This is a genomic window from Rhizobium sp. AG855 (assembly GCF_003610655.1).
GTDB lineage: Bacteria > Pseudomonadota > Alphaproteobacteria > Rhizobiales > Rhizobiaceae > Allorhizobium > Allorhizobium wuzhouense.
Genome location: NZ_RAQG01000009.1, coordinates 37,258 through 61,679, shown reverse-complemented (window position 1 = coordinate 61,679; position 24,422 = coordinate 37,258). Strand labels below are relative to the sequence as shown.

20 protein-coding genes and 3 pseudogenes are annotated in these 24,422 nt (G+C 55.3%); 17 read left to right on the top strand and 6 right to left on the bottom strand.

Annotated features, from left to right (window positions below):
- Positions 1-8 precede the first annotated feature (8 nt).
- The gene (locus tag DFO46_RS23515; RefSeq protein WP_120279326.1) at positions 9-419 is read right to left on the bottom strand and encodes a hypothetical protein; all 411 of its coding nucleotides are present in this window, start codon (positions 417-419) and stop codon (positions 9-11) included.
- 282 nt (positions 420-701) lie between these two features.
- Here DFO46_RS23515 and DFO46_RS23510 point away from each other — a divergent pair.
- Positions 702-1,001, top strand: a pseudogene (locus tag DFO46_RS23510) (DUF559 domain-containing protein); the annotation flags it as partial.
- A 733-nt stretch (positions 1,002-1,734) separates the two neighbouring features.
- Here DFO46_RS23510 and DFO46_RS23505 read toward each other — a convergent pair.
- From DFO46_RS23505 to DFO46_RS23485, 5 genes and pseudogenes are all read right to left on the bottom strand, one after another.
- Positions 1,735-3,153 carry a radical SAM protein gene (locus tag DFO46_RS23505; RefSeq protein ID WP_120279325.1) on the bottom strand — a complete coding sequence of 473 codons (1,419 nt, stop codon included), beginning with the start codon at positions 3,151-3,153 and terminating at the stop codon, positions 1,735-1,737.
- Entirely contained in the window at positions 3,150-3,779 is a 630-nt protein-coding gene (locus tag DFO46_RS23500) for a hypothetical protein (protein WP_120279324.1), read from the bottom strand. The genes DFO46_RS23505 and DFO46_RS23500 overlap by 4 nt, the downstream gene beginning before the upstream one ends.
- Before the next feature lie 44 nt (positions 3,780-3,823).
- On the bottom strand, positions 3,824-4,336 hold the full coding sequence (locus DFO46_RS23495) for a hypothetical protein (protein ID WP_120279323.1): 513 nt from the start codon (positions 4,334-4,336) through the stop codon (positions 3,824-3,826).
- Between the two features lie 345 nt (positions 4,337-4,681).
- A complete protein-coding gene (locus DFO46_RS23490) occupies positions 4,682-5,347 on the bottom strand; it encodes an NAD(P)H-binding protein (RefSeq protein ID WP_120279322.1) in 666 nt (221 codons plus the stop codon).
- A gap of 208 nt (positions 5,348-5,555) precedes the next feature.
- Positions 5,556-6,336, bottom strand: a pseudogene (locus DFO46_RS23485) (IS5 family transposase).
- Between the two features lie 434 nt (positions 6,337-6,770).
- Here DFO46_RS23485 and DFO46_RS23480 point away from each other — a divergent pair.
- The 16 genes and pseudogenes from DFO46_RS23480 to DFO46_RS24030 all read left to right on the top strand — a co-directional run bounded on the left by DFO46_RS23480 (position 6,771) and on the right by DFO46_RS24030 (position 24,418).
- Positions 6,771-8,423: a CocE/NonD family hydrolase gene (locus DFO46_RS23480; RefSeq protein ID WP_120279321.1), complete on the top strand. Its 1,653-nt coding sequence runs from the start codon at positions 6,771-6,773 to the stop codon at positions 8,421-8,423.
- A 67-nt stretch (positions 8,424-8,490) separates the two neighbouring features.
- Entirely contained in the window at positions 8,491-10,257 is a 1,767-nt protein-coding gene (locus DFO46_RS23475; protein ID WP_210210667.1) for a bifunctional 3-(3-hydroxy-phenyl)propionate/3-hydroxycinnamic acid hydroxylase, read from the top strand.
- 59 nt (positions 10,258-10,316) lie between these two features.
- Positions 10,317-11,603 carry an MFS transporter gene (locus DFO46_RS23470; RefSeq protein ID WP_120279320.1) on the top strand — a complete coding sequence of 429 codons (1,287 nt, stop codon included), beginning with the start codon at positions 10,317-10,319 and terminating at the stop codon, positions 11,601-11,603.
- A gap of 463 nt (positions 11,604-12,066) precedes the next feature.
- Entirely contained in the window at positions 12,067-12,966 is a 900-nt protein-coding gene (locus DFO46_RS23465; protein ID WP_120279319.1) for a transporter, read from the top strand.
- Positions 12,967-13,047: 81 nt separating this feature from the next.
- A complete protein-coding gene (locus DFO46_RS23460) occupies positions 13,048-14,679 on the top strand; it encodes a CocE/NonD family hydrolase (RefSeq protein WP_183042023.1) in 1,632 nt (543 codons plus the stop codon).
- A 416-nt stretch (positions 14,680-15,095) separates the two neighbouring features.
- The gene (locus tag DFO46_RS23455; RefSeq protein ID WP_147412799.1) at positions 15,096-15,971 is read left to right on the top strand and encodes an IclR family transcriptional regulator C-terminal domain-containing protein; all 876 of its coding nucleotides are present in this window, start codon (positions 15,096-15,098) and stop codon (positions 15,969-15,971) included.
- Positions 15,972-16,211: 240 nt separating this feature from the next.
- The gene (locus tag DFO46_RS23450) at positions 16,212-17,024 is read left to right on the top strand and encodes a citryl-CoA lyase (protein ID WP_120279316.1); all 813 of its coding nucleotides are present in this window, start codon (positions 16,212-16,214) and stop codon (positions 17,022-17,024) included.
- Between the two features lie 10 nt (positions 17,025-17,034).
- On the top strand, positions 17,035-18,243 hold the full coding sequence (locus DFO46_RS23445; RefSeq protein ID WP_120279315.1) for a CaiB/BaiF CoA-transferase family protein: 1,209 nt from the start codon (positions 17,035-17,037) through the stop codon (positions 18,241-18,243).
- Between the two features lie 50 nt (positions 18,244-18,293).
- The gene (locus DFO46_RS23440) at positions 18,294-19,190 is read left to right on the top strand and encodes an extradiol ring-cleavage dioxygenase (RefSeq protein WP_120279314.1); all 897 of its coding nucleotides are present in this window, start codon (positions 18,294-18,296) and stop codon (positions 19,188-19,190) included.
- Positions 19,190-19,555, top strand: a complete 366-nt coding sequence (locus DFO46_RS23435) for a hypothetical protein (protein ID WP_120279313.1) — start codon at positions 19,190-19,192, stop codon at positions 19,553-19,555. The genes DFO46_RS23440 and DFO46_RS23435 overlap by 1 nt, the downstream gene beginning before the upstream one ends.
- Before the next feature lie 15 nt (positions 19,556-19,570).
- Positions 19,571-20,098, top strand: a complete 528-nt coding sequence (locus DFO46_RS23430) for a flavin reductase family protein (protein WP_210210666.1) — start codon at positions 19,571-19,573, stop codon at positions 20,096-20,098.
- A 20-nt stretch (positions 20,099-20,118) separates the two neighbouring features.
- Positions 20,119-21,330: an acyl-CoA dehydrogenase family protein gene (locus DFO46_RS23425; RefSeq protein ID WP_120279311.1), complete on the top strand. Its 1,212-nt coding sequence runs from the start codon at positions 20,119-20,121 to the stop codon at positions 21,328-21,330.
- An 83-nt stretch (positions 21,331-21,413) separates the two neighbouring features.
- Entirely contained in the window at positions 21,414-21,788 is a 375-nt protein-coding gene (locus DFO46_RS23420) for a nuclear transport factor 2 family protein (RefSeq protein WP_183042022.1), read from the top strand.
- A 133-nt stretch (positions 21,789-21,921) separates the two neighbouring features.
- Positions 21,922-22,633: pseudogene (locus DFO46_RS23415) on the top strand (IS6 family transposase).
- A gap of 410 nt (positions 22,634-23,043) precedes the next feature.
- Positions 23,044-23,880 carry a hypothetical protein gene (locus DFO46_RS23410; protein ID WP_120279309.1) on the top strand — a complete coding sequence of 279 codons (837 nt, stop codon included), beginning with the start codon at positions 23,044-23,046 and terminating at the stop codon, positions 23,878-23,880.
- Positions 23,881-24,253: 373 nt separating this feature from the next.
- Positions 24,254-24,418 (top strand): hypothetical protein, encoded by a 165-nt coding sequence (locus DFO46_RS24030; protein ID WP_183042021.1) that lies wholly within the window; start codon positions 24,254-24,256, stop codon positions 24,416-24,418.
- The last annotated feature ends 4 nt before the right edge of the window (positions 24,419-24,422 follow it).

The window sequence follows — 24,422 nt, the reverse complement described above, 5'->3', positions numbered from 1 at the left end:
GAAAATCCTTACGCAGCAAAATGCGGTGCGTTTTCCGTCGCGTCTCGCAACATGGCCGCACGATGATTAAGCCTACCGCCGATTTCGCGAGCGATTTTCGTGGACAAGCCATTCCTGACCGCGATGCGACGCGCCATCTCCTCATCGATCATGACGTTCGTCGATAGATAGGTCGGATTGGGTTCGCTGGTCAGCAGCGCATCTTGCGCAGCCAGAAGAATGTCGGGGAGCTCATAACAGCGCAGACCGACGTTCGTCTGCCCAAAATGCAGATTATCCCGCAGTGCCGCCGGAAGATCATCACGGCATTCGAACAACGCTCTGTCTAATATGCCATGTGAGGTCGGCAAACGCTCGTTATCGCTTCCGAGCTTCCAGATCGCCATTAGCAGTTCGGCTTCCACGTAGCGATTGGCCATAGTCGTTCTCCTGAGTCTATGTATGACGACTCACCTGTTGCAACTTTGATAATGGCATTAGAAAACGTCATCAATCCGAGTTTGATTTTTTCACCACCTTTCAAATAGTGCCACCGGCATTCGCAGCTCCGACCAGTTCACACCGAGGCCACTATCCGCGCGCCGGCTCTTGTTCAGAGATAGGTCGCGCGGAAGCTGCGGCGACAGCGCAGAGACCAATTGACCCTCAATTCCCGAATAATAAGGAAAAAATAGAACGTATCAAGAACAAAATATCGGAGTGGCTGGCGCATTGTGCCGCAGGTGGGTATCTCCGGATTCCGTACCGATTTCGGTATCCGTCACCCGGACCTAGCTGGCACTTTGCTGGCAGGCATCGAATGCGACGGGGCGACGTATCACCGATCGGCCACCGCCAGAGACCGCGACAAGGTGCGTGAACAGGTGTTGAGAGGTCTCGGTTGGAACATACTCCGCGTCTGGTCGACCGATTGGTGGTTCGATGCCACAGGCTGCGCCGAGCGGCTTCATAGCAGCCTGGAGGCCCTATTGGAGGAGAGCCGGACACGTCGCACTGCAGAAACAGAAAGCGCTGTGACCAATTGCACAGAAGATCGCGCGAGATGAGTGATGCAATTATTGAAATGGTCAGCAATTCACCTGATGCATTAAGAAAGCAATTGTTTAACTTGTTTCTTTTGTAGAATTTTCACAATTTTGAGCACTACATAGCCGTACGCAGCGCTATTGCATGAATTAAAGGAAAATGCATTTAATCCAATTGGAAAGTGTCATATATTGACGTTGTTCTCGGTGATTGTCAGAGCGGCGTCGAAAAGCTCTTGGTGTGGTCTGAGCAACTGAAAAATTGAAGTCCGTAAGTGATCAAGGTGCTTTATACGTTCTGCGGCGGGGCGTCGCATGACGTATGAGGGATGAACTGAGCAAACAACCTCGAAATTGGATTCAACTCCCGAATTGGACCGCGTCTGTTGTGCGATTGTGAGAGCACGACAGACGGGCTCGCTAAGAGCAACCAATACACTTCCTCTGGTTAGACCCCAAATCTTGTGCTTATCCAATGCATTCAGAAGTACATTCCACGATGGGTTGTATTCTTTACCGGAAGAGTCGATAGCGCATCCCGGTAGAATGTTGTCGAAATCTACTTCAGCAACTGCATCAATCCCCAATTCCCGAATGCACTTTCTCAAAAATTTACCTGAACGCGCCTCCTCGGCGAACGGTGGATATGCCTCTCCCGTTCGTGAGTTCAATTTTCTGCACGGGCCTAAAAACAAAACCGTCGGTCTGGTCATAGCTCTTTCTGCCGTCTCATCAATTCCGCGAGAGTCCTACGAGTCTCGCTTACTGGCACCTCTCCAAATTGAATACCAGTCGAGAAATTGAACTCATCTCTATCCCTCAAACCCTTTTCTTGGAAAAGCTCTGCTAGGGTCTCTGGTTCATAGTTCATCATTTCTTGCTCTGAATATCCCGCAGACACAAGTCGTTTCCAATCCGGGGTGCCAGGGTAAGGACGATACTCGAACGCACTGCAACGAAATCGTCCGGGCAGGTTCGATGTGAGATCCTGGAGCCGATATATTAGTTCTACTGTCTGTTGCTGCTCCTGGCGCGTTTCGGTAGGTAGGCCGAGTATGAAATATCCTTTTACGTTAACTCCAGCTCGGCAAAGCCGCTCAACTGCAGTCAAGATCTGCCTCACCGAAATTTTCTTATCAATGTGTGAAAGAAGCCGGTCACTTCCGCTTTCAATACCCAAGGCCACCTCTCTACAACCGGAAAGGACCATCAGGTCGATTATATCATCTGAAGCGTTTGCAAGTACATTGATACGCCCTGTGGCATCCCATTGGATTTTTATTTGCTCTTCAACAAACGCACTTAGTATTTCTCTTATTAACTTTATATTGGCTAGAAAAAGGTCGTCAACAAAGCGCACCCGTTCAACGTGATGTACGTTCCTTAGCTCAACTATCTCGGCGATAAGATTATGCGGTTTACGCATTCGAATTGTAACATCCGGATTTGCGCTAATTGCTGCGCCGCAGAATGAACAGTCAAACGGACACCCTCTTGATGCGACCATGGCTGACTCGCGAACTAGTCCGTCCATGTAAGGGTCTTGTTGAAGGTGCTTTCGGTCAACAAACGGCAACGTGTTTATGTCTGGCGCCAGCAAGGAGGGATCATACCCTGTGACTTTGGGCATCACCGCTACATCACCCTCGCGCCAAAACACTTGGGGAAGCGACTGACGGGACTCAACATCACCTAAGAGGATAGGTACTCTTGTCTCAGCTTCACCAAGGACTAGCGCATCAATCCGCGGAATCCGCCGCTCTTTCAATATGGTCGTCGGCATTGCTTTTGCTTGATGGCCTCCCAGCATAATGCGGATGTCAGGGGTAAGTTGCCGCAAGATTTCGATGCTATTCTGGTAAGTTGGTGCCAACAAATTCAAGCCAACCCAGCGTGGGGATTTCTTGTTCACGATTTCTGCTAACTGTGAAACCCCTAACCCGAGTGCCTCGGCGTCAATGACTTCAACATTAAAACCGTGAGCTTCTGCGCAAGTTGCTATGTATCCCAATCCCAAAGTCGGAAGCGTGAAATCGTTCAACTTCGGAAATAGCTCATAGTTTTTGAGCGGACTATTTAAAAGCAAAAGATCGAGGTTGTTTGCGGAGTAATTGAATTCACCCCTCATTGGGTAACCTCCGCACTATTGGCCACCACCCAATCTCGGACTTCAGCAGCGAGTTCCCCTGGCGGACGTCGCCCGTCTAGGTGAAACACGATATGCTTACGAGTGGCTAACAATTCTGCTGCTAAACGATAGAGTTCTATTTCTTCTTTAATTGTTAATGAACGTTTGAACCAATCGGACTCCTGCGAGCCACGGGAGTTACGCCGGGCTGCCAGTTCTGCTTCGTCAAGGTCGATTACGAATGTTACCGCATTGCGTAAGAGAAACGAATTGATGTTGTAGAGTTCCTCTCGCGGAACGCCTGCATAGCCTTGATAAACGAAACTCGATAGTACGTAACGGTCCGAGATCACGATCGTCTGCGATTGTGATTCACGCATTTCTGCGCGGGCCGCAGCGGTTGCAAGCGCGAGTGTAAATGGCTTTGCAGAGTTACTTGCGAGTCCGCGAATAATTGGTCCCCAAGAACCTACATTGTTGTTTGATGAAAGCCGATGTGGGACTAACGCCTTGGAAAGTTCAACACCCAAATGTGCGAGCAATGTTGACTTACCAACACCACTAGGACCCTCCAACGCTACAATTAAGCCCCAATGGCCCACATCGAAAGATACTTGCGACTTCATTGGCTCACTTCCTAGCGGCGCTAGTTAAATTAATCAGCTGCGCTTTATATTAGTGAGATTGATTTTGGACAGAACTTTACTACGAGCGCAAAGACGAAACTACAGAAGGCTATCAGCGCATACATATAATAGGCTAAACGAGCAATTCGACCGAAGGATAGCATCCCTCGTATTTTTTGAGTGTCGGCCAAGTGCGCTAATTGAATTGTTGGGCCAACTATAGGAGCTAAAAAGCTCTCAGTTCCTTGAGAAAGATATTGTTCCGCAAGCTTCGTAAGGTGGGAATTTCTCTTGTCGAACTGGAAAAACAGGAATGAAATGCCAACTCCGAACAGCCCGATCCAAGCCGCCGTAAGAAACCATGATGCAGCGAGACAACTTCCATAAGCGTAGGCTAGCCCGCCTAATGATATTAACGCGTAGTTGAAGAACGTCATGCGCTGCTGGGCGGTAATGGAGAACCAACCAAATGCATATTCGTGGGCAAGGCGATGTGCTTCAATGAGCAACTCGGGGCTCAATGTGCCGTTTTGAATGTCGTTCGACTTTGCCGTCATTGACGACTCCTCACGGACGTTTGAAAGCCAATCTGCCAGGAAATAATTTAAATGCCTAGTGTAGATTAGCTAAATTAAGCTTGGATCGTATTTTCAATACTCCCGCCCACTTTTTCGAGAACCGCTCGAAGTGGTGCGCGTTGATGGTGCGCGGCACGTAGATTAGTGTGACCCGCGTGGGCCGCGCGGTTTGCGATGATGGTTAGCTGCAGCTTGGCAAGCCTCTGAAAATGGTTGGACTTGTCGCGCGGTTCGGGAAATTGACGGTTCGTAACCTTTCAAGAGCGTAGCCATTGCCGCCACAAATCGGACGGTGATGCGGCAGGTAGAAACAATGGTTGATTTTCAATCGCTATTTCCTGAAATCCGCTGCAAATCGGCGTTCTCATGCACATGGCGGCCTGGCTCACCTCTTCCCACAAGCTTAACGATGGCGTCGGAAACGAGCGTGGCAGGTATGACGCCGTATCGGGAGAAACGGTGAGGTAGTATTGGCGAGAGCGTGGCCAGGACGTGCTGGGCAACCGTTTCCAAAACCCTCTTCTCGCCACGTTGACCGAGCAGAAAGCCTGGGCGGATTATGTCCACCCGTTCGAAGCCAAGTTGGGTGACCGCCTGTTCAATGGCGCCCTTGGTCTTGAGATAGAAGCCGGGCCCGCCTGCGCTAACCGAACTCACGAGGACAAAATGACGGGCGCCGAGCGCTTTTGCACCTTTAGCAAGGGCCAGAACGTAGTCATGATCGACCCGGAACATGGCGTGTTGCGATCCGGCGGTGCGAATGGTGGTGCCAAGGCAGGAGATGGCGACATCGACACCGTCGGTCGCGACCGGCCTCAGCGTCGCTTCTGGCGCAACACACAACTGTTCGAATTCGATGGGATGGCCAGGGGCAGTCGAACCGTTGCGAACCAGGCTGATGAGATCGATGTCGGGCCGCGCGCCGAGTTGCAGACGGACGTTCCTGCCAATCAGCCCGGTGCTGCCTGCAAGCAGAATGTGTCGGGTCATGTGTGTGTCTCCGTCTTTCAGGAAGGCGCGTAGGACCAGGCCATGACAGGAAGTCGGCGCACCACGGAAGATCATTCAACCTGGCCCGCACCTCAGGCGGCCGGGCTAAAATACCGAGTTCGCCTTTGCATGTATTGCTGTTCTTTTGACCGGGTTTGCTGTTCGCGGACTGCGCGTCGCTCCATTGCCCATCGCCATCTTGCCTGCTTTAGGTCCTGTTGACGAAGTATGGCAGCCAAATCTTTGCAGCGGCCAGAGTAAGGAATGCGGAGAAGGATTTTCGGGTTTTGTCGTATCGGGTCGCAACGCGACGGAACTGCTTGAGGCGGTTGAACATCCGCTCGATGCGGTTCCGGTCCTTGTAAGCCCGGACGTCGCAGGCAGGCGGGTTCTTCCGGTTGGCCTTCGGTGGAATGATCGGCCTGATTCCGTGGATCAGGAGTTCTTCACGCAGGAAGTCACCATCGTACCTTTGTCGGCGAGGAACAACCTCGGCTTACCGACTGGTATCGCCAGCAGGTCCGGAACGGCGTTGTAGTCCGAAGCCTCTCCGCCCGTCAGGACGAAACCAAGAGGGCGTCCCTGACCGTCTGCTCAGGCGTGGATTTTTGTCGTAAAGCCGCCGCGTGATCGACCAAAAGCTTCCTGATAAGCCCCCCTTTAGCGCCCGCAGCCTGCGAATGGCTGCGAACCGTGGTGCTGTCGATCATGTGCTGCCAGTCATCCGTCAGCCCCAGTTCAACGAGGGTCTCAAGCAGAGCGTCCCAAACGCCTTGTTCAGCCCAACGGCGGAAGCGTACATAGACCGAGTTCCTCTTTCCGTAGCGCTCATGCATATCCCGCCAGGGGCAACCGACCCGAAGAACATGCAGCATACCGTTCAGGTATCGTCGATTATCGTGCGAGGGCCGGGACTTCCTACCGCGTTCGGTGGGCAACAGCCCCTCAATGATCCGCCACTCCATATCCGTCAGGTCGCCACGAGCCAAAGCTGCCTCCTAAAAAGCAGTCTTGAATCATCGTTCCGCTGATTTGGGAATCCACTTTGTCAACAGGACCTAGTGACGATCTCTTCTGCATTATGTCTTTTCGCTGCCATTTCAATGTCCTTCTGAGGCTCTCAAGCCATACTTCATGAAGGATCACTTTTCAGGGGGCAGACCAGCGCCCGGTTAACTGCGAAACGACACCGTGGAATTTCCACGCTCCGTTCGGCCTTAGCGCTCCTGCGCGAACAGATATTACTCCGGCTCTTTGTCATGGGCAGCGACGATGTGGACTGGACCTCGTTGACAAAACAAACATCCTCATTCAACATGCGAATATTAATTCGTCTAACGAATTAATTGCTGACCGGCGGAGGAGGCCGTGGGGCAGAGTAAAGCCAGAGCTTGCGGGATTTGAAACTATCAGGGAGGAGAGAATGAACGCGGTAGCACCGTCCGTGGAAGCGCGGAGAGAGCCGAACTATCTGGAGGAACACCCCTTCGACTTGGTGACGTATCCCCTTCCAGGCGACATTACACTGGAAGAGGTGCTGATTCCGATGCGCGATGGCATTCGCCTCGCAGCAAACGTTTTTCGGCGGCCAGGAGCGGCGGCTGCGCCAGTGATCGTCACGTCGACGCCGTATGGCAAAGACAATTATGATCAATGGAACAATTTCAGGGATGCCCCTGTCGGCAATGTTCCGGGCGGCGGATTTTACCTTGGCAGCGTTCGCATTTCCGACCATACGGCGTTCGAAGCACCGGACCCAGGCTACTGGGTGCCGCATGGCTATGTGGTTGTACTCGTCGATCACCCCGGAATGGGACGATCTGAGTCCAATCCTACGCTTGATCCGCCGCTGGAGGAGCGCTGGCATGACATCATCTCGTGGCTCGTCAAGCAGCCATGGTGCAGCGGCAGCATTGGCATGTCCGGGGTCTCGGCATTGTGTGCCACCCAATGGATCGCGGCGAAAGACCCCGCGCCAAGCGCTCTCAAGGCAATCATTCCCTGGGAAGGGATCAACGAATCGGGCCCGGCGGGCGGATATGGCGGCATTCCCGAGATCGCGTTCCCCGGCTGGCTCAAGAGCCAATGGATTGGTCCTAACGTCAATCATGCGGCACACGGACCCGAGCGGCTGTTGTTCGATTGGAAATATGACACGACGAAGATCAGCATTCCGGCCTTGATCTGCGCGAGCTTTTCAGATCAGGAGCTGCATACCTGGGATACATTCGACGCATTCACCCGCATCGCATCCAAGGACAAGTGGCTCTATGGCCATCGTCGGCAGAAGTGGGGTGCGTTCTATGGAAAGAACGAGCTTGAATATCAGCGGGCGTTTCTCGATCGCTTCCTGAAAGGCGATGCCTCCGCATTCCAAAATCAACCTATTGTCCGGCTGGAGATCAACGACAGTCGCTTCGACTATGAGGTTGTCACCGCTGACAACTGGCCGCTCCCTGCCACGTCCTACGACACTTTGTATCTTGATGCGGAGAGAGCCGCTTTAAGCTCTGTTCACGGGGCATCGTCCGTCACGAAACCTATTACAGCGACAAATGCTGGCGATCCGCAAAACTCGCTTTCGTTCGATCTGAAGTTCGAAAGGCCGACGACACTTGTCGGGCACATGGCGCTGAAGCTGTTTATCGAGGCTCAGGACAGCGATGACGCCGACATTTTCGTCGGCATCGAGAAAATCGATGCCAATGGAAACAAGGTCTATTTCTTCAGTGCTTCCGGCGGCAATGCAAACGGCCCGGTCACGCGCGGCTGGCTCCGAGCCTCCAAGCGCAGGCTAAACAGTGCGCGCTCCACTGAATGGCGCCCCGTTCTCGACTTGTCCTCCTCTTCTCCACTGGTGCCAGGGCAAGTGACGGAAGTGAATGTCCCGTTGATGCCATCAGGCACGAAGTTCCAGGTCGGAGAGACGTTGCGTCTCGTTGTCCAGTCCTGGTCCATTCCTGGACAATGGGAAGGCGGGGAGACACGCCAGTGGGACACGCTCAAAAAGGGTAGTTGCCGTGTCCATACGGGACCGGAGTTTCCGTCAAGGTTGCTCGTGCCTGTCATCCCTTGACGATCTGCCGTTAACCCGACCTGCAGGGAACGTTGTGACCTGACTCGAATGTCAGGTGGTAACGCCTGTGGCTGAAACAGCATCAGGCTGTGCGGCTTCGAAAGTTTGCAGGGTCTCCGACCGTCATGCCTTGAGGATCGATGGTCAAGAATTTGAGAAGCTCCCCGCGGTCAGCGGGTGGGAGGAGTTTGAAGACATGCGAAATGACACTTTCGACGTCGCCATTGTGGGCTATGGCCCTGTCGGCAAGGGGTTGGCCCTGATGCTGTCCAGACGGGGATACTCGGTCTCCATCGTTGAACGATGGGACGAACCTTATCCCTTCCCGCGTGCAGTCTGTATGGATCACGAGATACGAAGGGTTATGAATTCCCTTGGTCTTGCCGACGAACTCGCAAAGGTGTCTGCGCCTTCACCGAGATACCAGTGGTTCGGTGCGCAAGGCCAGATGCTGCTCGACATCGATTGGACCGTTGAATCGGTTTCGGGAGGGCCGGAGGCCTATTTCTTCCATCAGCCCTCGCTTGAAGCGATGATGGATCGCGAGCTTCGCCGCATATCGGACGTCCAGATCAATTCCGGCTGGGAGATGATCGACTTCGATCAGGACGGCGCTGGCATCAAGCTTCGCATATGCCAGCGCGTCAATCCCGAGCAGACGAAAACGATTTCAGCAAAGTTTCTCATTGGCGCAGACGGAGCCAACAGCCAGGTTCGCGAACAGAGTGGGATCGAATGGCAGGACCTGGGTTTTCAAGCTGACTGGTTGGTCGTCGACGTGTTGCCGAACGAAGGTGTCGAACTGCGGATTCCCGAGGCAGGTCAGAGTTGCAAACCTTCCCGTCCGACCACCTTTGTTCCAGGCGGAATTGAAAACGGCCGTCGACATCGGCGTTGGGAGTTCATGCGGCTGCCGAGCGAGACAATGGAGGAACTGCAACAGCCGGAAAAGGTCTGGTCATTGTTGTCTCCCTGGATCGGTCCTCACGAGGCGCAGCTCATCAGGCACGCCCTCTATACATTTCGTTCGCGGGTCGCGGCGAACTGGAGGAATGGTCGGGTTCTTCTTGCTGGGGACGCTGCTCATTTGATGCCTCCATTTATGGGACAGGGCATGTGCTCAGGTTTGAGGGATGCCTGGAACCTGACTTGGAGGCTCGATCTCGTCCTGTCGGGCAAAGCCGATGCAGCCATCCTCGACAGTTACAGCGAGGAGCGGAAAGACCATGTGACGGAAGTGATCAACCTCTCTGTTCAACTTGGAAAGATCATCTGCGTCGCCGACGAGGCAGAAGCAGCGGCAAGAGATCAAATATTCCTCTCGGGGCTCGCACCGCCGCCCCCGAAATTCCCGGACCTCAAGACCGGCCTTCTGTACCAGCCACGGGGATATCTGTCGCCCTTTGCTGGACAGCTTGGTGTTCATGGCCAGGTCTCTGCAGAGTCCAGAAGCGGCCCTTATGACGCGGTCGTCGGCGACGGTTTCTCCATTCTGGGCTGGGAACACGATCCGCGTGAAACGTTGCCTCAAGAGATGGTTGATCAATTGGAAGGCCTCGGTGCGAATTTCGTGGCGGTTCATGCGCAGCGTCCTGCCAGCGCCTCTTCGAACACGATTCAGGACATCACCGGGAAGTACGAAGCATTCTTCAGGTCGAACGGCTTGAGCAGCCTTGTCGCGCGCCCCGACTACTACCTTTACGGGGTCGCACGGGATGCGAGCCGTCTACGGGACATTCTCCAGCAGTTGCTGAGAGATCTCGGCATACACAAGGCTTCGGACGTTGCTCCTGGGAGAGAAGCACCAAGCCCGGCGCGTCATCGTGCCATCTGAACCCATTCGGGCAATTCGGGAGGTCTGATTGCCCATAGCTGATATTCGGAGGAGGGAAAATGTTAAACGAGAGCGGGCGTGTCCCAGATACACGGTATGAATGGAAGGCAGTTACGCTGTTGTCCTTGGGATTTGGGCTGGTGGGACTGGATCGCTTTATGGTCATCCCGATGTTTCCGGCCCTGGTGAAGGACCTCGGCCTGAACTATCAGGACCTCGGCCACATCACCGGCGCGTTGGCGATCACCTGGGGTGTTTCAGCGATCCTGATGGGTCGTATCACCGACAAGATTGGGCCCAGGAAGGTTGTTGCCGGGGCTCTGGTGATCTTCTCGTTGCTGGCTGGCTTTCATGGCTTGGCGGCTGGTATCGGCAGTCTCATTCTCATTCGTGCGTTGATGGGCGTATTCGAGGGTGCCTATACTCCGGCCGCCATCGTGGCGACCCTTGAGGCCTCTGCGCCTCAACGGCATGGGCGCAATCTGGGGATACAGCAAGCCGCCTTGCCGCTGTTCGGGTTGGCTGTCGCGCCGATCTTGATTACGCAGCTGCTCCAGATCATCGAATGGCGAACAATCTTCTTTCTGCTCGCCATTCCAGGCCTGATCATCGCCTTCCTTCTTTTCCGCGTTTTGCGCGATCCGGTCGTATCCGAGATCAAGGTCCATACCTCGGTCGAGCCGGTGGGAAGCGGTCGATGGCAGGAAATCTTCAGGTACCGCAATATTCCCCTGAACATCGCGAATATGTTTTGCTGGCTTACCTGCCTGATCGTCACGAGCGCGATGTTCCCCAGCTATCTGATCGACTATATCCACCTCGACATGCTTCAGATGGGGTTCGTACTTTCGGCGATTGGCTTTGGCGCTGCTGCCGGAACGATCGTCATGCCAACGCTCTCCGACCGACTTGGACGCAAACCCGTGATGCTCGTCAGCGTCATCGGAGCCATCGTCTTTCTGATCGGGCTGATCAACGTCGGCGCAGATCCGACACTGCTGTTCGTGATGCTTTTCGGCACATGCTTCTTCAATTTCAGCATGATCTGCCTCACCGTCGGCCCGTTGAGCGCGGAGTCGGTTCCTCCCCAGTTGATGACGACCGCATCCGGTATGGTGGTTGGCATCGGCGAAATCTTCGGCGGTGGTATCGCCCCGATCGTTGCCGGTTACGTGGCCCAGCATTTCGGGATTCAGTACACCCTGTATCTCGCACTCGGCGGGCTTGCGCTTGGCTTCTTCGTCATTTTGGCGCTGAAGGAAACCGCTCCTCGGAAACTGGCTCCTGTCGTGACGCCCGCTGAGGCTCAGGAGGCCCGACAGGGCATGAGCCGAAACTCAATCTAGAGCAAGACCAGCAAAAAGTGCGAAGTGGGTTTGCGTCTGGAGTGATTTGAAAACAAAGGGATAGAGTATTGACGGCGACTTCGGTTTTGCCGGCAGTGCATTCGTGGACGCAATCTTGCCTCAGCCAGACTGAAAAGCCCAGTGTTCGTTGCCGGCGTCATTTTAAACGCTTGACAACAGGTCCAATTGCAACAAGCATAAATACGAATATAAATTCGTCTAACGAATTTATCGGCCTTTTGGAGGGGAGGCACGGAGAGCGGCTAGAGGGGAGCCACTTTTACGAACAGATGCTGCATCGGAATGGGGGAGCCGCATGAGGATGCGGATGGTCTGCCCAAGATGCCGCCTTAGCGGCTTTTCGCGAGCGAAATAGATTCCGACCGGCCGCAACGAAAACGTATCGATCCTAAATAGATCAGAAAATATCGAATATCGACGATGAAAATCGGGAGGTAAAACCATGATAAATTCAAGATGTGCTGCGTATATCGTGACGCTATCAGCGATGCTGGTGAACGATTTTCCAGCGATGGCGACTGAAAACGGGACTACAGCCTATCCGGTGGGCGTTAATACCATAGTGAATGGCCTCGTTCCGGCGCCTGGTGAAACGTGGATCCAAAATTATACGGTATACTACGGCGCTTCAGATTTTTCGGATGGTTCCGGAGACAGCTTGGTGCCGGGATTTGACTCGGATGCGTTCCTAAACGCCACGCGCATTTTTCACACCTGGGACGGCACCTTTGGTCCCTTCACGTTAAGTTCTGCGGTTGTCGTGCCGTTTGTCGACCTCGATATCAGGACGGATTTCAGTCACTCAAGCGAATTTGCCGTGGGTGATATTACACTGCAGCCTTTGTATTTGGGTTGGAGCAACGCCCAGAAAAACTTCTTTGCCTATGGCGGGGTTGATCTCTTCATTCCGACGAAGACAGATGTTTCAAACAACTTTTACAGCTTTGCTCCAAATCTGAATTTGACATGGTTCCCCAGCAGCAAGCTGGAGCTTTCAGCTTCGTTTGGCGCCGAGTTCCATACGAAGAACCATTCGACGGACTATCAATCAGGAACAGTTTTTTTCCTCGATTGGGGCGCAAACTACCGGGCATTCGACTCGCTGCCAAATTTGGGAATCGGGTTGCAAGGTTATGCCATCAAGCAGATTAGCGATGACACGGTCGCTGGTGCGACTGTCGGGGATGGCTTCCGTCAGCAGGGTTTTGCGATCGGGCCTCAGATTAGCTACGCCGTTGGCGGCGGCGGCGTGGCGCTGAAATGGCAACACGAATTCGATACTGAGTACAGGCCAAACGGCGATCGAGTATGGCTTCAGTTCAATATGCCACTTGGTAAATAAGTTTCCTTCGATTCTGGTGAAGTAATCAAGTTTTACACCAGCGGGTGTGAGACTATACAAAATTTAGAAATGGAGAAGGAAATGACCAATCATCTTGTAACCGAGCAAGACATCCGGATCTCGTATAGCCCCTTGCGGGACGATATCGTGTTTGAGCAGGGCGTCAGAGTGAAGATGCGCGATGGCGTGCATCTCAGCGTCAACGTGTTTCGACCGCGCGGCGAAGGCCGGTTCCCCGTTATCATGGCGGTATCGCCATACGGCAAGGACCAGTTTCTGCAAAACGAAGTGTTCCGACAAGTGCCGGGTGTGCATCTGGGGCAGATCAGTATTTCGGATCATACGGCCTTTGAAGCCCCTGATCCCAATTACTGGGTATCTCTCGGCTACGTTGTCGTTCAGGGCGATGTCAGAGGTCAAGGCCAATCCGAGGGCGATACCGGTCCATTCCACCTTCAAGATCGGCTGGATTATTACGACCTGATCGAATGGGCCGCAGTTCAGCCCTGGTCGAGCGGTCGTGTCGGTTTGAATGGCGTTTCTTATCTCTGCATTTCACAGTGGGGGGTGGCGGCAATGCAGCCGCCCCACCTGTCGGCCGTCGTGCTGTGGGAGGGTTGGAACGACTTTTACCGGAGGTTTTACAAGGGTGGCATCCCGGAAACTACCTTTATGTGGTGGCTCTGGGACGCCTGGATCAAAGCAAATCACAATCCTGCATCCGGTTACATCGAGCCGGATTATCTCGTGAATGCTGCCGCCCATCCGCTCCTTGACGAGTATTGGAAGTCGTTTGAGACGAATCTCGCAGACATCAAGGCGCCAGCTCTCGTTTGCGCAAGCTTTTCAGATCAGGGGCTGCATACGCGAGATACGTTTGAAGGGTTCAAAAAAATTGGCTCTTCAGAGAAATGGCTGGTCAATCATCGGCGGCCAAAATGGGACGCCTACTACGCCCCGGAAGGACTGGAGCTTCAACGGCGGTTTCTCGATTACTATCTTAAAGGCGAAGGTACGGGCCTCGCCGACCTGGCACCCGTAACCTTGGAGGTGAACAAGACTCGAACTGACTTCGAGGTGATAACGCGCAAAGCCTGGCCTCCGGAAGATACCGTGGCGACCACGCTTTACCTGGATCTGGAAGCGGCGGAGCTTGTCGCCGAACGTCCGAAGGCTGCCGCCAAGCGATCTTACGACTCGCAGGCTGGCGTCGGACTTCAGTTGGACTACAAGATCGACAAGCGTCTGATGATCGTCGGCGGTGCGAAGGTTCGCCTGTGGGTTTCTCCTGAGGCTACGGACGACCTGGACCTTTTTGTCGCCCTGCAGAAAATCGATGCAGATGGCGACCAGGTCTTCTTCTATGGATTTGGCGGGACGAACCCGAATGATGTCGTCGCCCGAGGCTGGCTGCGGGCGTCACACCGGGAGTTGGATCAGAACGCTTCGACAGAACTGCAGCCTGTGCATAAGCACGAGCGTCAGTTAAAACTGACGCCATCGGAGACGGTGCCAGTCGATATCGAAATCCTGCCGAGCGGAACGATTTTCGAACCGGGAGAGACCCTTCGTCTCATCATTCAGGGTAGGCCGATAGAACCCGATGCAGGTTTGTTGGGCTACAGAAACCTGATCAACAGCGGACAACATCATGTGCATGGCGGCGGGACGTTCGATTCATGTCTTGTCCTCCCTGTCCTGAAGTTATCCTAGTCCTTGGGGATGAAAGCTCGGAGTGCATGATGCGTCCGTCGCAGAAACCTGTGATCGGATTGCTGAGATGTTCTCAAAAGGTTGGGCGGCGTCGCTGAATTTGACGGTCGTTATGCGATCCGAGGCTTGCCGCCTGACTTGCTTTGCAAATCCCTGAATACTGCCTGCAACTTGAGCGGATCGGTCTCGCGTTTGGCAAGCTTGCAGCAAAAAAGATCGGACGATTGGTCCAATGCTCTCGTTGCGTCGGTTTGTCTCCATCCGTCAAATTGCGCGAGAGTGGTCGGGGCTGCCACCTGGAAATGAGTTGCTGTCGTTGGTGTGGTAATCTGGAGGTCCGATCGCCCAGTTTTGTCCCCGCTCTCCCTCAGATTTAAATTCGCTAGGCAAACATAAAGTTCTTAGCGAGGCGTGTTGTGATCTTGTCCTTGTCAATTCCTTATGCGAACCAAAAAGGAGATGAGGAGTCGATTGTCATGATAGATCGCAGTTCGCCGGAATTTGTGGAGGCTCTGGCCCGGGGTATTTCGGTTCTTGAGGCTTTTGACGCGGCTGATCCGGAAATGACACTCGCGGATCTCTCGCGAAAGCTGGACATGCCGATCGCTACCGTTCGCCGCAATGTTCTGACATTAGAGGCTCTCGGCTTCATTCGGCGGCACAACAAACATTTCCTGCTCGCTCCCCGCATTCTCTCCCTTGGCTCGTCTTATCTGAACGCGTTCGGCGTCGAGGAAGCTGTCATGCCGGAACTCCAGCGCTTGACGTCACTGTTTGGCGATGCAGCCAACATGGCGGTGTTGGACGGCATGAATGTGCTCTACGTCGCCCATATTTCCGAAAGCCGCGGCGTGCGCCGGACGGCGAGTCTGGGCGTGACTTACCCCGCCTTCGCCACCTCCATGGGCAGGGTGCTCCTCGCGTCGCTACCGGCGGATGATGTCGATGGCTATTTCCGGGAATTCAGCCCTGTCAAATTGACGGACTATACTGTGACCGAGGAGGCCGGGCTTCGAGATATTCTCGCCGAGGTCCGGGTAAAGGGCTATTCAATCACCGTCGACCAATTGGATTACGGTATTACGGCGATTGCTGTGCCGGTGAAGGATGCCACGGGGCGGACCGTCTGTGCCATCAACAGTTCCGGCTATACACCGCGCCTGACTTCGGACGAGCTTCTGGAGCAGCGATTGCCCGAATTGAGGCTTGCCGCAAACCGGATTTCCCAGCTTTTCAGCCGCATGCCTGCGCTTCTGCACTCGCTGACCCCTGCGATTGGAGCGCTAAAATAGCCGATGCAATCGATATTCAGAGCTGAGCGTTAAGTTTTGCCGAAGCGGGACTTGACATCTCAATGCCTGGCAATTCAATATACGAATATAAATTCGCTGAGCGAATAAATGAAATGGGAGGAAGCAACGCGGATCGCGCCAGTTTTGGTGCGGCGAAGCGCAAGGAGGAGGGCGGGACACCCGGCATCCCCATATGGCGCGCGATCCGCGATGCGGCCTCATCTATCTTGAGGATGCAGCATGAAGATCGGCAAGCAATCGGCCCCCTATCAATCGATATGCACATCGAACCCGGAAACAATCATCGTGCGCGGGCACGATCTGGTGGACGGTCTGATCGGCTCAGTTTCGTTCACGGAATATACATGGCTGCTGGTTGCCGGTTCTCTTCCCGATGCGAAGCAGCGGCGTATCCTTGATGCGACCTTGGTCGCCATCGCCGAGCACGGTCTCGTACCGTCGGTGCAGGCCGCGCGGATGACGCTTGCGGCATCGCCGGAGGCTATGCAGGGCGCGGTCGCTGCGGGGCTTTTGGGTTGCGGATCGGTCATTCTCGGCGCTTCCGAGGCCGCCGGCCGTTTCTTCCATGAGATCGTCGTGGAAAGTGAGGAGAAGTCCGTTTCTCTGACCGACGCTGCGGAATTCGTTGTCCGCGCCTACCGGGCAGAGCGGCGCGCCATTCCCGGTTACGGTCATCCTCTGCACAAGGGGCGCGACCCTCGTGCCGAACGGCTTCTGGCGCTTGCCGAGGAGACTGAGGTTTCCAGCACTTATTGTCAGATTGCCAAGGCCGTCGAGGCTGTTCTTCCCGACGTTGTCGGCAAGGCGCTGATGATGAACGTGTCGAGCGCTATTCCCTGCGTCCTTCTGGATGCTGGCTATCCGCTGCTGGCTCTCAAGGGCGTTCCCCTGCTGGCGCGAACGGCAGGTCTTATCGGGCATCTGCTTGAGGAACAGACCCGCCCGATCGGGTTCATCATGTCGCATGCCGCGGCGGCTGCTATCGAATATGACGGCCTGGCTCCGGACGGCTTCGTCGCCAACGAAAATTGAGGAGGGCCGAATGCTGAAAATCCTGAACGATGTTCGCATTGTCGAGCAAGGTACCTTCATCACCGGTCCCTGCTGCGGCATGATGCTGGCCGATCTCGGCGCCGACGTCATCAAGGTCGAAAGCGCGGGCAATGGCGATCCCTATCGCAGCTTCAAGAGCGGCTATTACAGCGCCCACTTCCAGGCCTATAACCGCAACAAGCGGGCCATCGGTTTGGACCTGAAATGCGATGAAGACCGCGAGGTCTTCTACGACCTGATCCGCAATGCAGACGTCTATATCCAGAACTTCCGGCCGGGCGTGGCGTCGCGCATCGGTGCAGATTACGATACGCTCAAACAGATCAATCCTGGCCTGATCTACTGCTCGATCAGCGGTTTTGGACCAGACGGGCCTTATTCGCACCGTCCGGTCTATGATTCTGTCGCCCAGGCGGTATCGGGCTTTCTCAGTGTCATCATTGACCCGCAGGACCCACGATTCATGGGGCCAGCGCTGGCCGATGCGATCACCGGCCTTTACGCCGCGCTCGGGATTGCCGCAGCACTGGTGGAAAAGGCGCGCACCGGTAAGGGGAGGCTCGTGGAAATCTCCATGCTGGAGGCCATGATGCATTTCGCCGTCGAGCCGTTCATGGGCTATTTTGCCCTTGGTGAGGTTCCCGTTTCCAGCGATCGGCCGCGTTTGGCCCAGGCCTTCATGGTGCCGTGCCGCGACGGCAAGCTCGTTGCTTTCCACCTGTCTTCGCTCGATAAATTTTGGGACGCTTTGGTGGAAGCGGCCGGTTGCAGCCATCTCGCCAGCGACCCGCGGTTCGACATTCGGACCAAGCGCATTGACAATTATGAGGAACTGCGTGGCGAACTCGCAGTCGTTTTTCGTAGTCGCGACCGGGCGGAGTGGCTGGAGCGCTTCGCCGGCTTCGACGTACCCCTCGCACCAGTCAACACCATCCCAGACGTCGTGGAAGACCCGCAGGCCAAGCATCTTGGCATGATCGTGCCGGTGACGGGACGTCGCGAGGGCGCCGAGTTCTCCGTGCGCCCTCCGCATCGCTTCGACGGCGAATGCCAGAATGAGGTCAAGGCGGCGCCACGTATCGACGAGGACGGCGAAACCATCCGCAGCGCGCTTCGCACGAAGCCAGGCGCGTGGCCGCCGGCTCAACAGGACGTGGAGGCCATCGGTCAGCAAAGGCTTGCGTACCCGGCCGAATAGAATTCAATTTCGCATTTCTCCGGCGGAGGGCCGGGCAGGGAGGAGAAAATATGGCAAAACTGGTGGCTACACTGGCGTCGACCCATCATCCGTTTTACCTGAGGGCGACGACAGCGCCGAAGGAAGAACAGATTCCGCAGGCTTCGGAATGGAAGCGCAAGGTCGAGGCTTATCGGGAGACGCTGACGGCGGCGAAGCCGGACATTCTGGTCATGGTCGGTTCCGACCATTTCCATCAGTTCTTTCTCGACAATTATCCAACCTTCCTCATCGGCAAGGCGCCGCGCTACGACGCGACCTTTTATAACGAGGAGCGGGAGTTTGGCATTCCAAAATATGTGTTGGAGGGGCATGAAGATTTCTCCCGCTTCATGCATGAGGGGCTCATGGAGGAGGGATTCGATTTCTCCGTCAGTCACGAACTGAAGATCGATCATTCAATCATCTGCCCGATCATTACCGTGCGGCCCGACGCCGACCTTCCGGTCGTGCCGATTTACACCAACATCTTCGTCCCGCCGCTCGCCTCGGTGAAACGGTTCTGGAACCTCGGCCGTGCCATCCGAAAGGTCATTGAGGCATGGCCCTCGGACAAGCGCGTGGCTGCCATCGGCACGGGCCATCTCTCGCTGGAGCTTGGCGGCCCGCGTCAATTCGGTCCCTCCGGCCCCGATCCGGAATTTGATCGCAAGGCCGTTGAGTGGCTTGCCAATGGCGATATCGAGGCGATCTTCGAGAACGTGACCCTCGAAACCATGGTGCAATCGGGCAATGCCACACAGGGCTTCCTCAATATGATCCTGATGATGGGCGTCGCCGGGCCGGTAAAGGCCGACTATGCCGACACGCTCGATCTCTACCACACGATGGAAGCCTATTTCACATGGTATCCGGACGGCGAGAAGCCGGCATTGGTGACAACGGCCAGGGTTGAGGAGACTGTCTGATGAGCAAATATTGGGTGAACAAGTTTCTTTACCAGATCGACCGCGATCCGGACCTTCTTGAGCGCTATAGGACAAACCCGCGCGCCATGGTGGAAACCTGGGAACAGTCCATTGGGCCGATGCTGACGTCGGTCGAGATCTCGACCGTCAACAGCTTTACGCCTGAAGAGCGCGAGGCCCTGATCAACCATGACTATGTTGCTCTCTTCGAGATGGGTGCGCATTTCTTCCTCAACCTGACTTTGTTCATTGCGGTCTTTGAAGAGGAATACACAGCCCGTTCCGGACCGTTGGCATTTCAGCTCGAATTCGGTCGGAAACTCTCTCACTGGCTCGGTCGAGAATATCCCTCGGTGGCGCTTTAGACATTGGGGGAAACCATGGCTGATATGGAACCGGAAGTTTTCAAGCGTCTCATGGCCGGCGTTCCGGCGCCGGTGACGATTGTAACGGCACTGACTGACGGCAAGGCGCACGGTGCGACCGTATCGTCCTTTGCGTCTCTTTCGCTTGATCCACCGTTGATATCGATCGCATTGATCGAAGGGTCCGGGCTGCTCGGTCAAATCAGGGCATCGGGCCGGTTCGGCGTGAACCTGCTCGGTTATCGGCAGACGGATCTCGCACTGATTTTTGCGAGCAAGTCCGTCGACCGGTTTGCCGGTGTCCCCTGGCATCTTGAAAGGGGGCTGCCCCGCTTCCCGGGTTGCGCGAGCTTCGCGGCCTGCGACGTCCATGAAGAGGTCAAGGGAGGGGACCACGCGCTCCTGTTTGGACGCGTGACGTATGCCCATTCGAGTGATGAACCACCGCTCGTCTACACGGCGCGGCAATTTGGAACCCATTCGAAACTGATCGAGGATCGATCCCACACAATTGGCGACGTCATCGTCGCATGCGCAAGTTGAAGTTAAAGGAGGAGGAAACCATGAATCATATTGCAGCTCAAAGCTATCGTGCGCCGGTGGACACGGTCGCAGCGTTGCTCGACCGTGTCCGGGGCTTGCAGCCACTCATCCGGGAACATGCGGCTCAGGGCGAGCAAGACCGCAGGGTCACTCAGCCGGTGATCGATGCTCTGGAGGAGGCCGGGGCGTTCCGTCTCGCGATGCCGCGGAGGTACGGCGGGTTCGAAGGCAAGATGAGGGATATGCTCGATATGTCGACCATTGTCGGGGAAGCCGATGGCGGCACGGCTTGGGTCGTCACATTGACCAATGTCTGTGCCTGGCTGGTGGGGCTTTATCCACAAAAGGCGCAGGACGACGTGTTCGGTGCGAATCCGCAGGCTCGTGTCAGCGGCGTGCTTGGTCCAACATCGACGGCACGGCGCGTGGAAGGTGGACTGCGCGTCAGCGGCAAATGGTTCTACAATTCCGGATCCTGGCACGCTGACTGGGGTGTGCTTGGAATACCCGTGGTCAACGATGCCGGTGAAACCATTGATCAGGGTCTTGCCCTTATCCCACGTTCGGAGCTGTCCTTTGAGGACACGTGGTTCGTTGCCGGCATGCGGTCTTCAGGCAGCAATTGTCTGGTTGCGGAAGACGTTTTTGTTCCGGATCATCGCATTCTTTCGGTTCCCAGTGCGATTGGGGGAGACTATCCGACAGAACACAAAGGCAATGAAAGTACCTACCGTGGGGCGTTTGTGCCGATTTTGTCGCTGGTCCTCGTCGGTCCGCAACTCGGTCTCGGGCGAGCCGCCCTTGAATACGTGACATCACGGGCGGCAAAGAAGCCGATTTCCTATACATTCCTCACCTCCCAAGCGGAATCCACCGGCTTCCAGCTTCAGCTCTGCGAAGCAGCGATGATGATCGACAGCGCTTGCCTGCACGCCTATCGGGCGGCTGCGGACATCGATGATGCCGCCGCTGCGGGGACCTATCCGGATCTGAAAACGAGAGCGCGTGTACGAGCCGATGTCGGCCTGGTCGCTGAGAAGATCACACGTGCGATCGACATCCTTCTATTCGCGCATGGTGCTGGTTCATTTGCGGATATCAGTCCGCTTCAGCGCATCTGGCGAGATTCGGCTGTCGCCGCTCGCCATGCCGTGGTCGCTCCGCAGGTTGCCTACGAAGTCTACGGCAAAGCACTTCTCGACGTGAAGCAACAGATAACACCGCTCATCTGAGAGGCGCAGCGCCGGAGTTCGTTCGTTACTCTGGCGCTGTTTTGAATTGGGGACAGCCTGGATTGGATATGGAGGGGAGGCATATGAGTGCGGCAGAAAGCGTTGTCCACAGGGAGGCAGCCCGACAAAGGGCTATGCTGGCCGGGGATGTCGATGCCTTGCGTGATCTGCTGGACGAAAGCCTCCATTATGGCCATTCATCGGGCGGCTCGGACTGCCGGGAAAGCTATCTCGCAAAAATCGCTGGGGGCGCAACCGTGTATGAGCGCCTTGTCCTCGAGGTGGAGAAGGTCGTCGATCTGGCGACGGGGGTCGCGATGGCGCTCGGCACGATGAAGGGCAGCGTTCGTCTTCCCGAAAGGACCGTGGAGGTTGACAGCCGCTTTATGACGGTCTGGCGCTTCCGGGATGGTCGCTGGCAGATGGTCGGACACCAGACCGTCAGTGGCCCGCGTTGAATTGCCGTGTGACGGGACTTTTGGCGTAACACTGGTCGGGACTCTGGCCGCCGCATCTCTGCCTTGCTTCTCAGGTGTTTCCAGGGCACCGTAAAGTTAACTTGTCAGCGATCGACCTGTGCGATCTTTCAGCATGACCCAAGTCACTTGTGATCGCCTTTATCGCCGTCATCGGTTTCCAGCCGAAGTAATTGCCCACGCCGTGTGGCTCTATCTTCGTTTTCCTCTCAGTCTGGGCATGGTCGAAGATCTGCTGGCGGCGCGTGGGATCATCGTTTCGCATTAGACCGTGCGTCTCTGGGTGGAGAAATTCGGCAGGCATTTCGCCAATGATATCCGGAGGCGATCCGCCGGTCGGCTTAGCGACAAATGGCACCTCGATGAGGTCCTCATCTCCATTGTTGGCAAGAAACACTGGCTTTGGCGCGCCGTCGATCAGCACGGTTTTGTTCTCGACGTACTGGTGCAGAACCGCCGCAATACCAAGGCCGCCAAACGCCTTATGCGAAAGCTCATGAAAGGACATGCGCATTCGCCGCGTGTCATGATCACCGACAAACTGCGATCATATGGTGCGGCAAAGCGTGACATCATGCCCGGCGTTGAACACCGGTCGCACAAAGGCTTGAACAACCGAGCGGAGAATTCCCATCAACCGACCCGGCGGCGAGAACGGATCATGAAGCGTTTCAAGACAGCCCGACATCTCCAGCGTTTCGTTTCAATTCATGATCCTGTCGCCAACCTTTTTCACATTCCACGAGATCTCATCAGACCATCATCGCGAACTGAGAACCGAAGCCATGCAGATGTGGAACGAAATCGCCCGCCTGCAAACCGTATAAGCGAAAGCCGCGGGACACCATTTTTGACTGGTGTCGGTCAACTTTACGGTGCCCTTTCCAATATCAAATTTTCTAGAAGCATCGTAATCCTCAACATAGTCGTTGAGGCTTCGCTATCCGTCTGAAATTAATGGTCGATGTCTGAAGATGCTCAGCCTCGCAGCGGCGCGGCTGCAGGTTCGATTCCCATCAAGGCGACGGACATTATCTGAACCCAATCGTTGGACACCAGAGCCGAAAAGCACCCCAAAATGACTAAAGGCGCAGTCTGTGAAGACCACGCCTAGCCAAATTCCGTTTAGACTCTCCAAGTGCCATGGTAAGGCCATGGGCTCGCAACACCATTGTGCCACCACTCAGCGAGTAGCTATGTTATAGGGAAAAGAGACTCGCATTGCAAGGGGGAGCAAGTGTCCAGCATCACCAAGCGGCATGTGCCGACATCACAGCTACTGGGTGAATACCTGACATTCGTCCCCACACCGCAGCAGGTGGATCACTTCAAGGCTGACATGCGCACCCTCAACCCCACGCTGTTACGCGATAGTATTCGCGAAGCGGTTCAGGTCCAAGCCCTACAGCAGATACCGACACCTGAGCAGAGGCTCGTGCTCCACAGGATATATACCCGCAAGGTGAAAGAATTTTCGTCGATCTACCCCTTCGTGTTTGCGGTGGAGAACGCTCTGCGTTCGGTGCTTGCCGACTACCTAGAAGAACGCTTTGGGCGGATGGACTGGTGGACGCTGATCCGCAATGCGCGGCAGAACGGGCAGACCTACACTGCCTTTCCCAACATTCTGGGTACGCCTGTCAATCCAGCTTTCGTGAAAGCTGTCTGGCGAGTTTTCGACAATATGGTCAGCCAGCAGCATATCAACAATGTTACGGGAAACAACAAAACCGACGAGTTCTACTATTGCCTTACCCTGGGTGATATATGGACAATTATGCAGGCGGACTGGCCCCTGATCCGCGACATGTTTGCCCCGGACTCTGTCCTAGGCTTCACCTTCACGAAAACCATGTTTAACGACACGATGCGGGTCATCAAGGAGACACGCAACGAGCTGTTTCACAGTAACCCGATCAAGGATCGCAAAAAGATTGTCGACTCCTGTGAGCGTATCCTGAACGGGCTACAGTTCCACCTCGGCGACTACGACCATGATCTTGGGGTCGCGCAATATGTGCGCGTGCCCGCGACCGTCGCAAGGGCGCAGCGCCATGTTATTCCGGCGCGATGAACCCATCATTCGCCCGCGGGATGATGTTTCGCATGGTTCTGCAGCGCATTGCGAACCATGATGCTCCAGGCATGCTCTCTGAATAGCACTGGATTATCAGTCGTTCGGGGATCCCTTCGAACCCAAAACGTCTGCCGCGCGTAGCTGCTCCGAAAGAGCAAAAGAGGTGCCATACGGAGAGGTATATTCTCTCTCAACATTAGCCAATTACACCGACAAGGGAGGGGTTGCGTCAACGATACGCGGTCCCCCAATTTCGCCGCTGCGCAACGAAATCGGCTCCCCCACGCCCCGTAGGCCGCCTTCGGCGGTCATTGACCCAAACCCTCCCTTATCGGTCCGGCACCTTTGTTTTCATTCAAAGGAGCTGACGATGACCACTTACGACCACATCAACGAACTGCGCGCTGAACTTGCAGCGTCCATCGACCAGGCCGAGCGCCAGCAGATCGTAGCCGAGCTAGCGTCAGCCGAAGCGAAGCTTGCCGAAGAGGATGCTGCTTTCGAAGCGCTGATCAGCGACGAGCCGCCCCATTAGGGCG

Bases quoted from the DNA above. Each gene is read 5' to 3' on its own strand.
- DFO46_RS23445 (WP_120279315.1), top strand. From the start codon at position 17,035: ATGCTGAAAATCCTGAACGATGTTCGCATTGTCGAGCAAGGTACCTTC.
- DFO46_RS23505 (WP_120279325.1), bottom strand. From the start codon at position 3,153: ATGAGGGGTGAATTCAATTACTCCGCAAACAACCTCGATCTTTTGCTT.
- DFO46_RS23460 (WP_183042023.1), top strand. From the start codon at position 13,048: ATGACCAATCATCTTGTAACCGAGCAAGACATCCGGATCTCGTATAGC.
- DFO46_RS23435 (WP_120279313.1), top strand. From the start codon at position 19,190: ATGAGCAAATATTGGGTGAACAAGTTTCTTTACCAGATCGACCGCGAT.
- DFO46_RS23470 (WP_120279320.1), top strand. From the start codon at position 10,317: ATGTTAAACGAGAGCGGGCGTGTCCCAGATACACGGTATGAATGGAAG.
- DFO46_RS23430 (WP_210210666.1), top strand. From the start codon at position 19,571: ATGGCTGATATGGAACCGGAAGTTTTCAAGCGTCTCATGGCCGGCGTT.
- DFO46_RS23450 (WP_120279316.1), top strand. From the start codon at position 16,212: ATGAAGATCGGCAAGCAATCGGCCCCCTATCAATCGATATGCACATCG.
- DFO46_RS23495 (WP_120279323.1), bottom strand. From the start codon at position 4,336: ATGACGGCAAAGTCGAACGACATTCAAAACGGCACATTGAGCCCCGAG.
- DFO46_RS23465 (WP_120279319.1), top strand. From the start codon at position 12,067: ATGATAAATTCAAGATGTGCTGCGTATATCGTGACGCTATCAGCGATG.
- DFO46_RS23480 (WP_120279321.1), top strand. From the start codon at position 6,771: ATGAACGCGGTAGCACCGTCCGTGGAAGCGCGGAGAGAGCCGAACTAT.
- DFO46_RS23425 (WP_120279311.1), top strand. From the start codon at position 20,119: ATGAATCATATTGCAGCTCAAAGCTATCGTGCGCCGGTGGACACGGTC.
- DFO46_RS23490 (WP_120279322.1), bottom strand. From the start codon at position 5,347: ATGACCCGACACATTCTGCTTGCAGGCAGCACCGGGCTGATTGGCAGG.
- DFO46_RS23515 (WP_120279326.1), bottom strand. From the start codon at position 419: ATGGCCAATCGCTACGTGGAAGCCGAACTGCTAATGGCGATCTGGAAG.
- DFO46_RS23420 (WP_183042022.1), top strand. From the start codon at position 21,414: ATGAGTGCGGCAGAAAGCGTTGTCCACAGGGAGGCAGCCCGACAAAGG.
- DFO46_RS24030 (WP_183042021.1), top strand. From the start codon at position 24,254: ATGACCACTTACGACCACATCAACGAACTGCGCGCTGAACTTGCAGCG.
- DFO46_RS23500 (WP_120279324.1), bottom strand. From the start codon at position 3,779: ATGAAGTCGCAAGTATCTTTCGATGTGGGCCATTGGGGCTTAATTGTA.
- DFO46_RS23440 (WP_120279314.1), top strand. From the start codon at position 18,294: ATGGCAAAACTGGTGGCTACACTGGCGTCGACCCATCATCCGTTTTAC.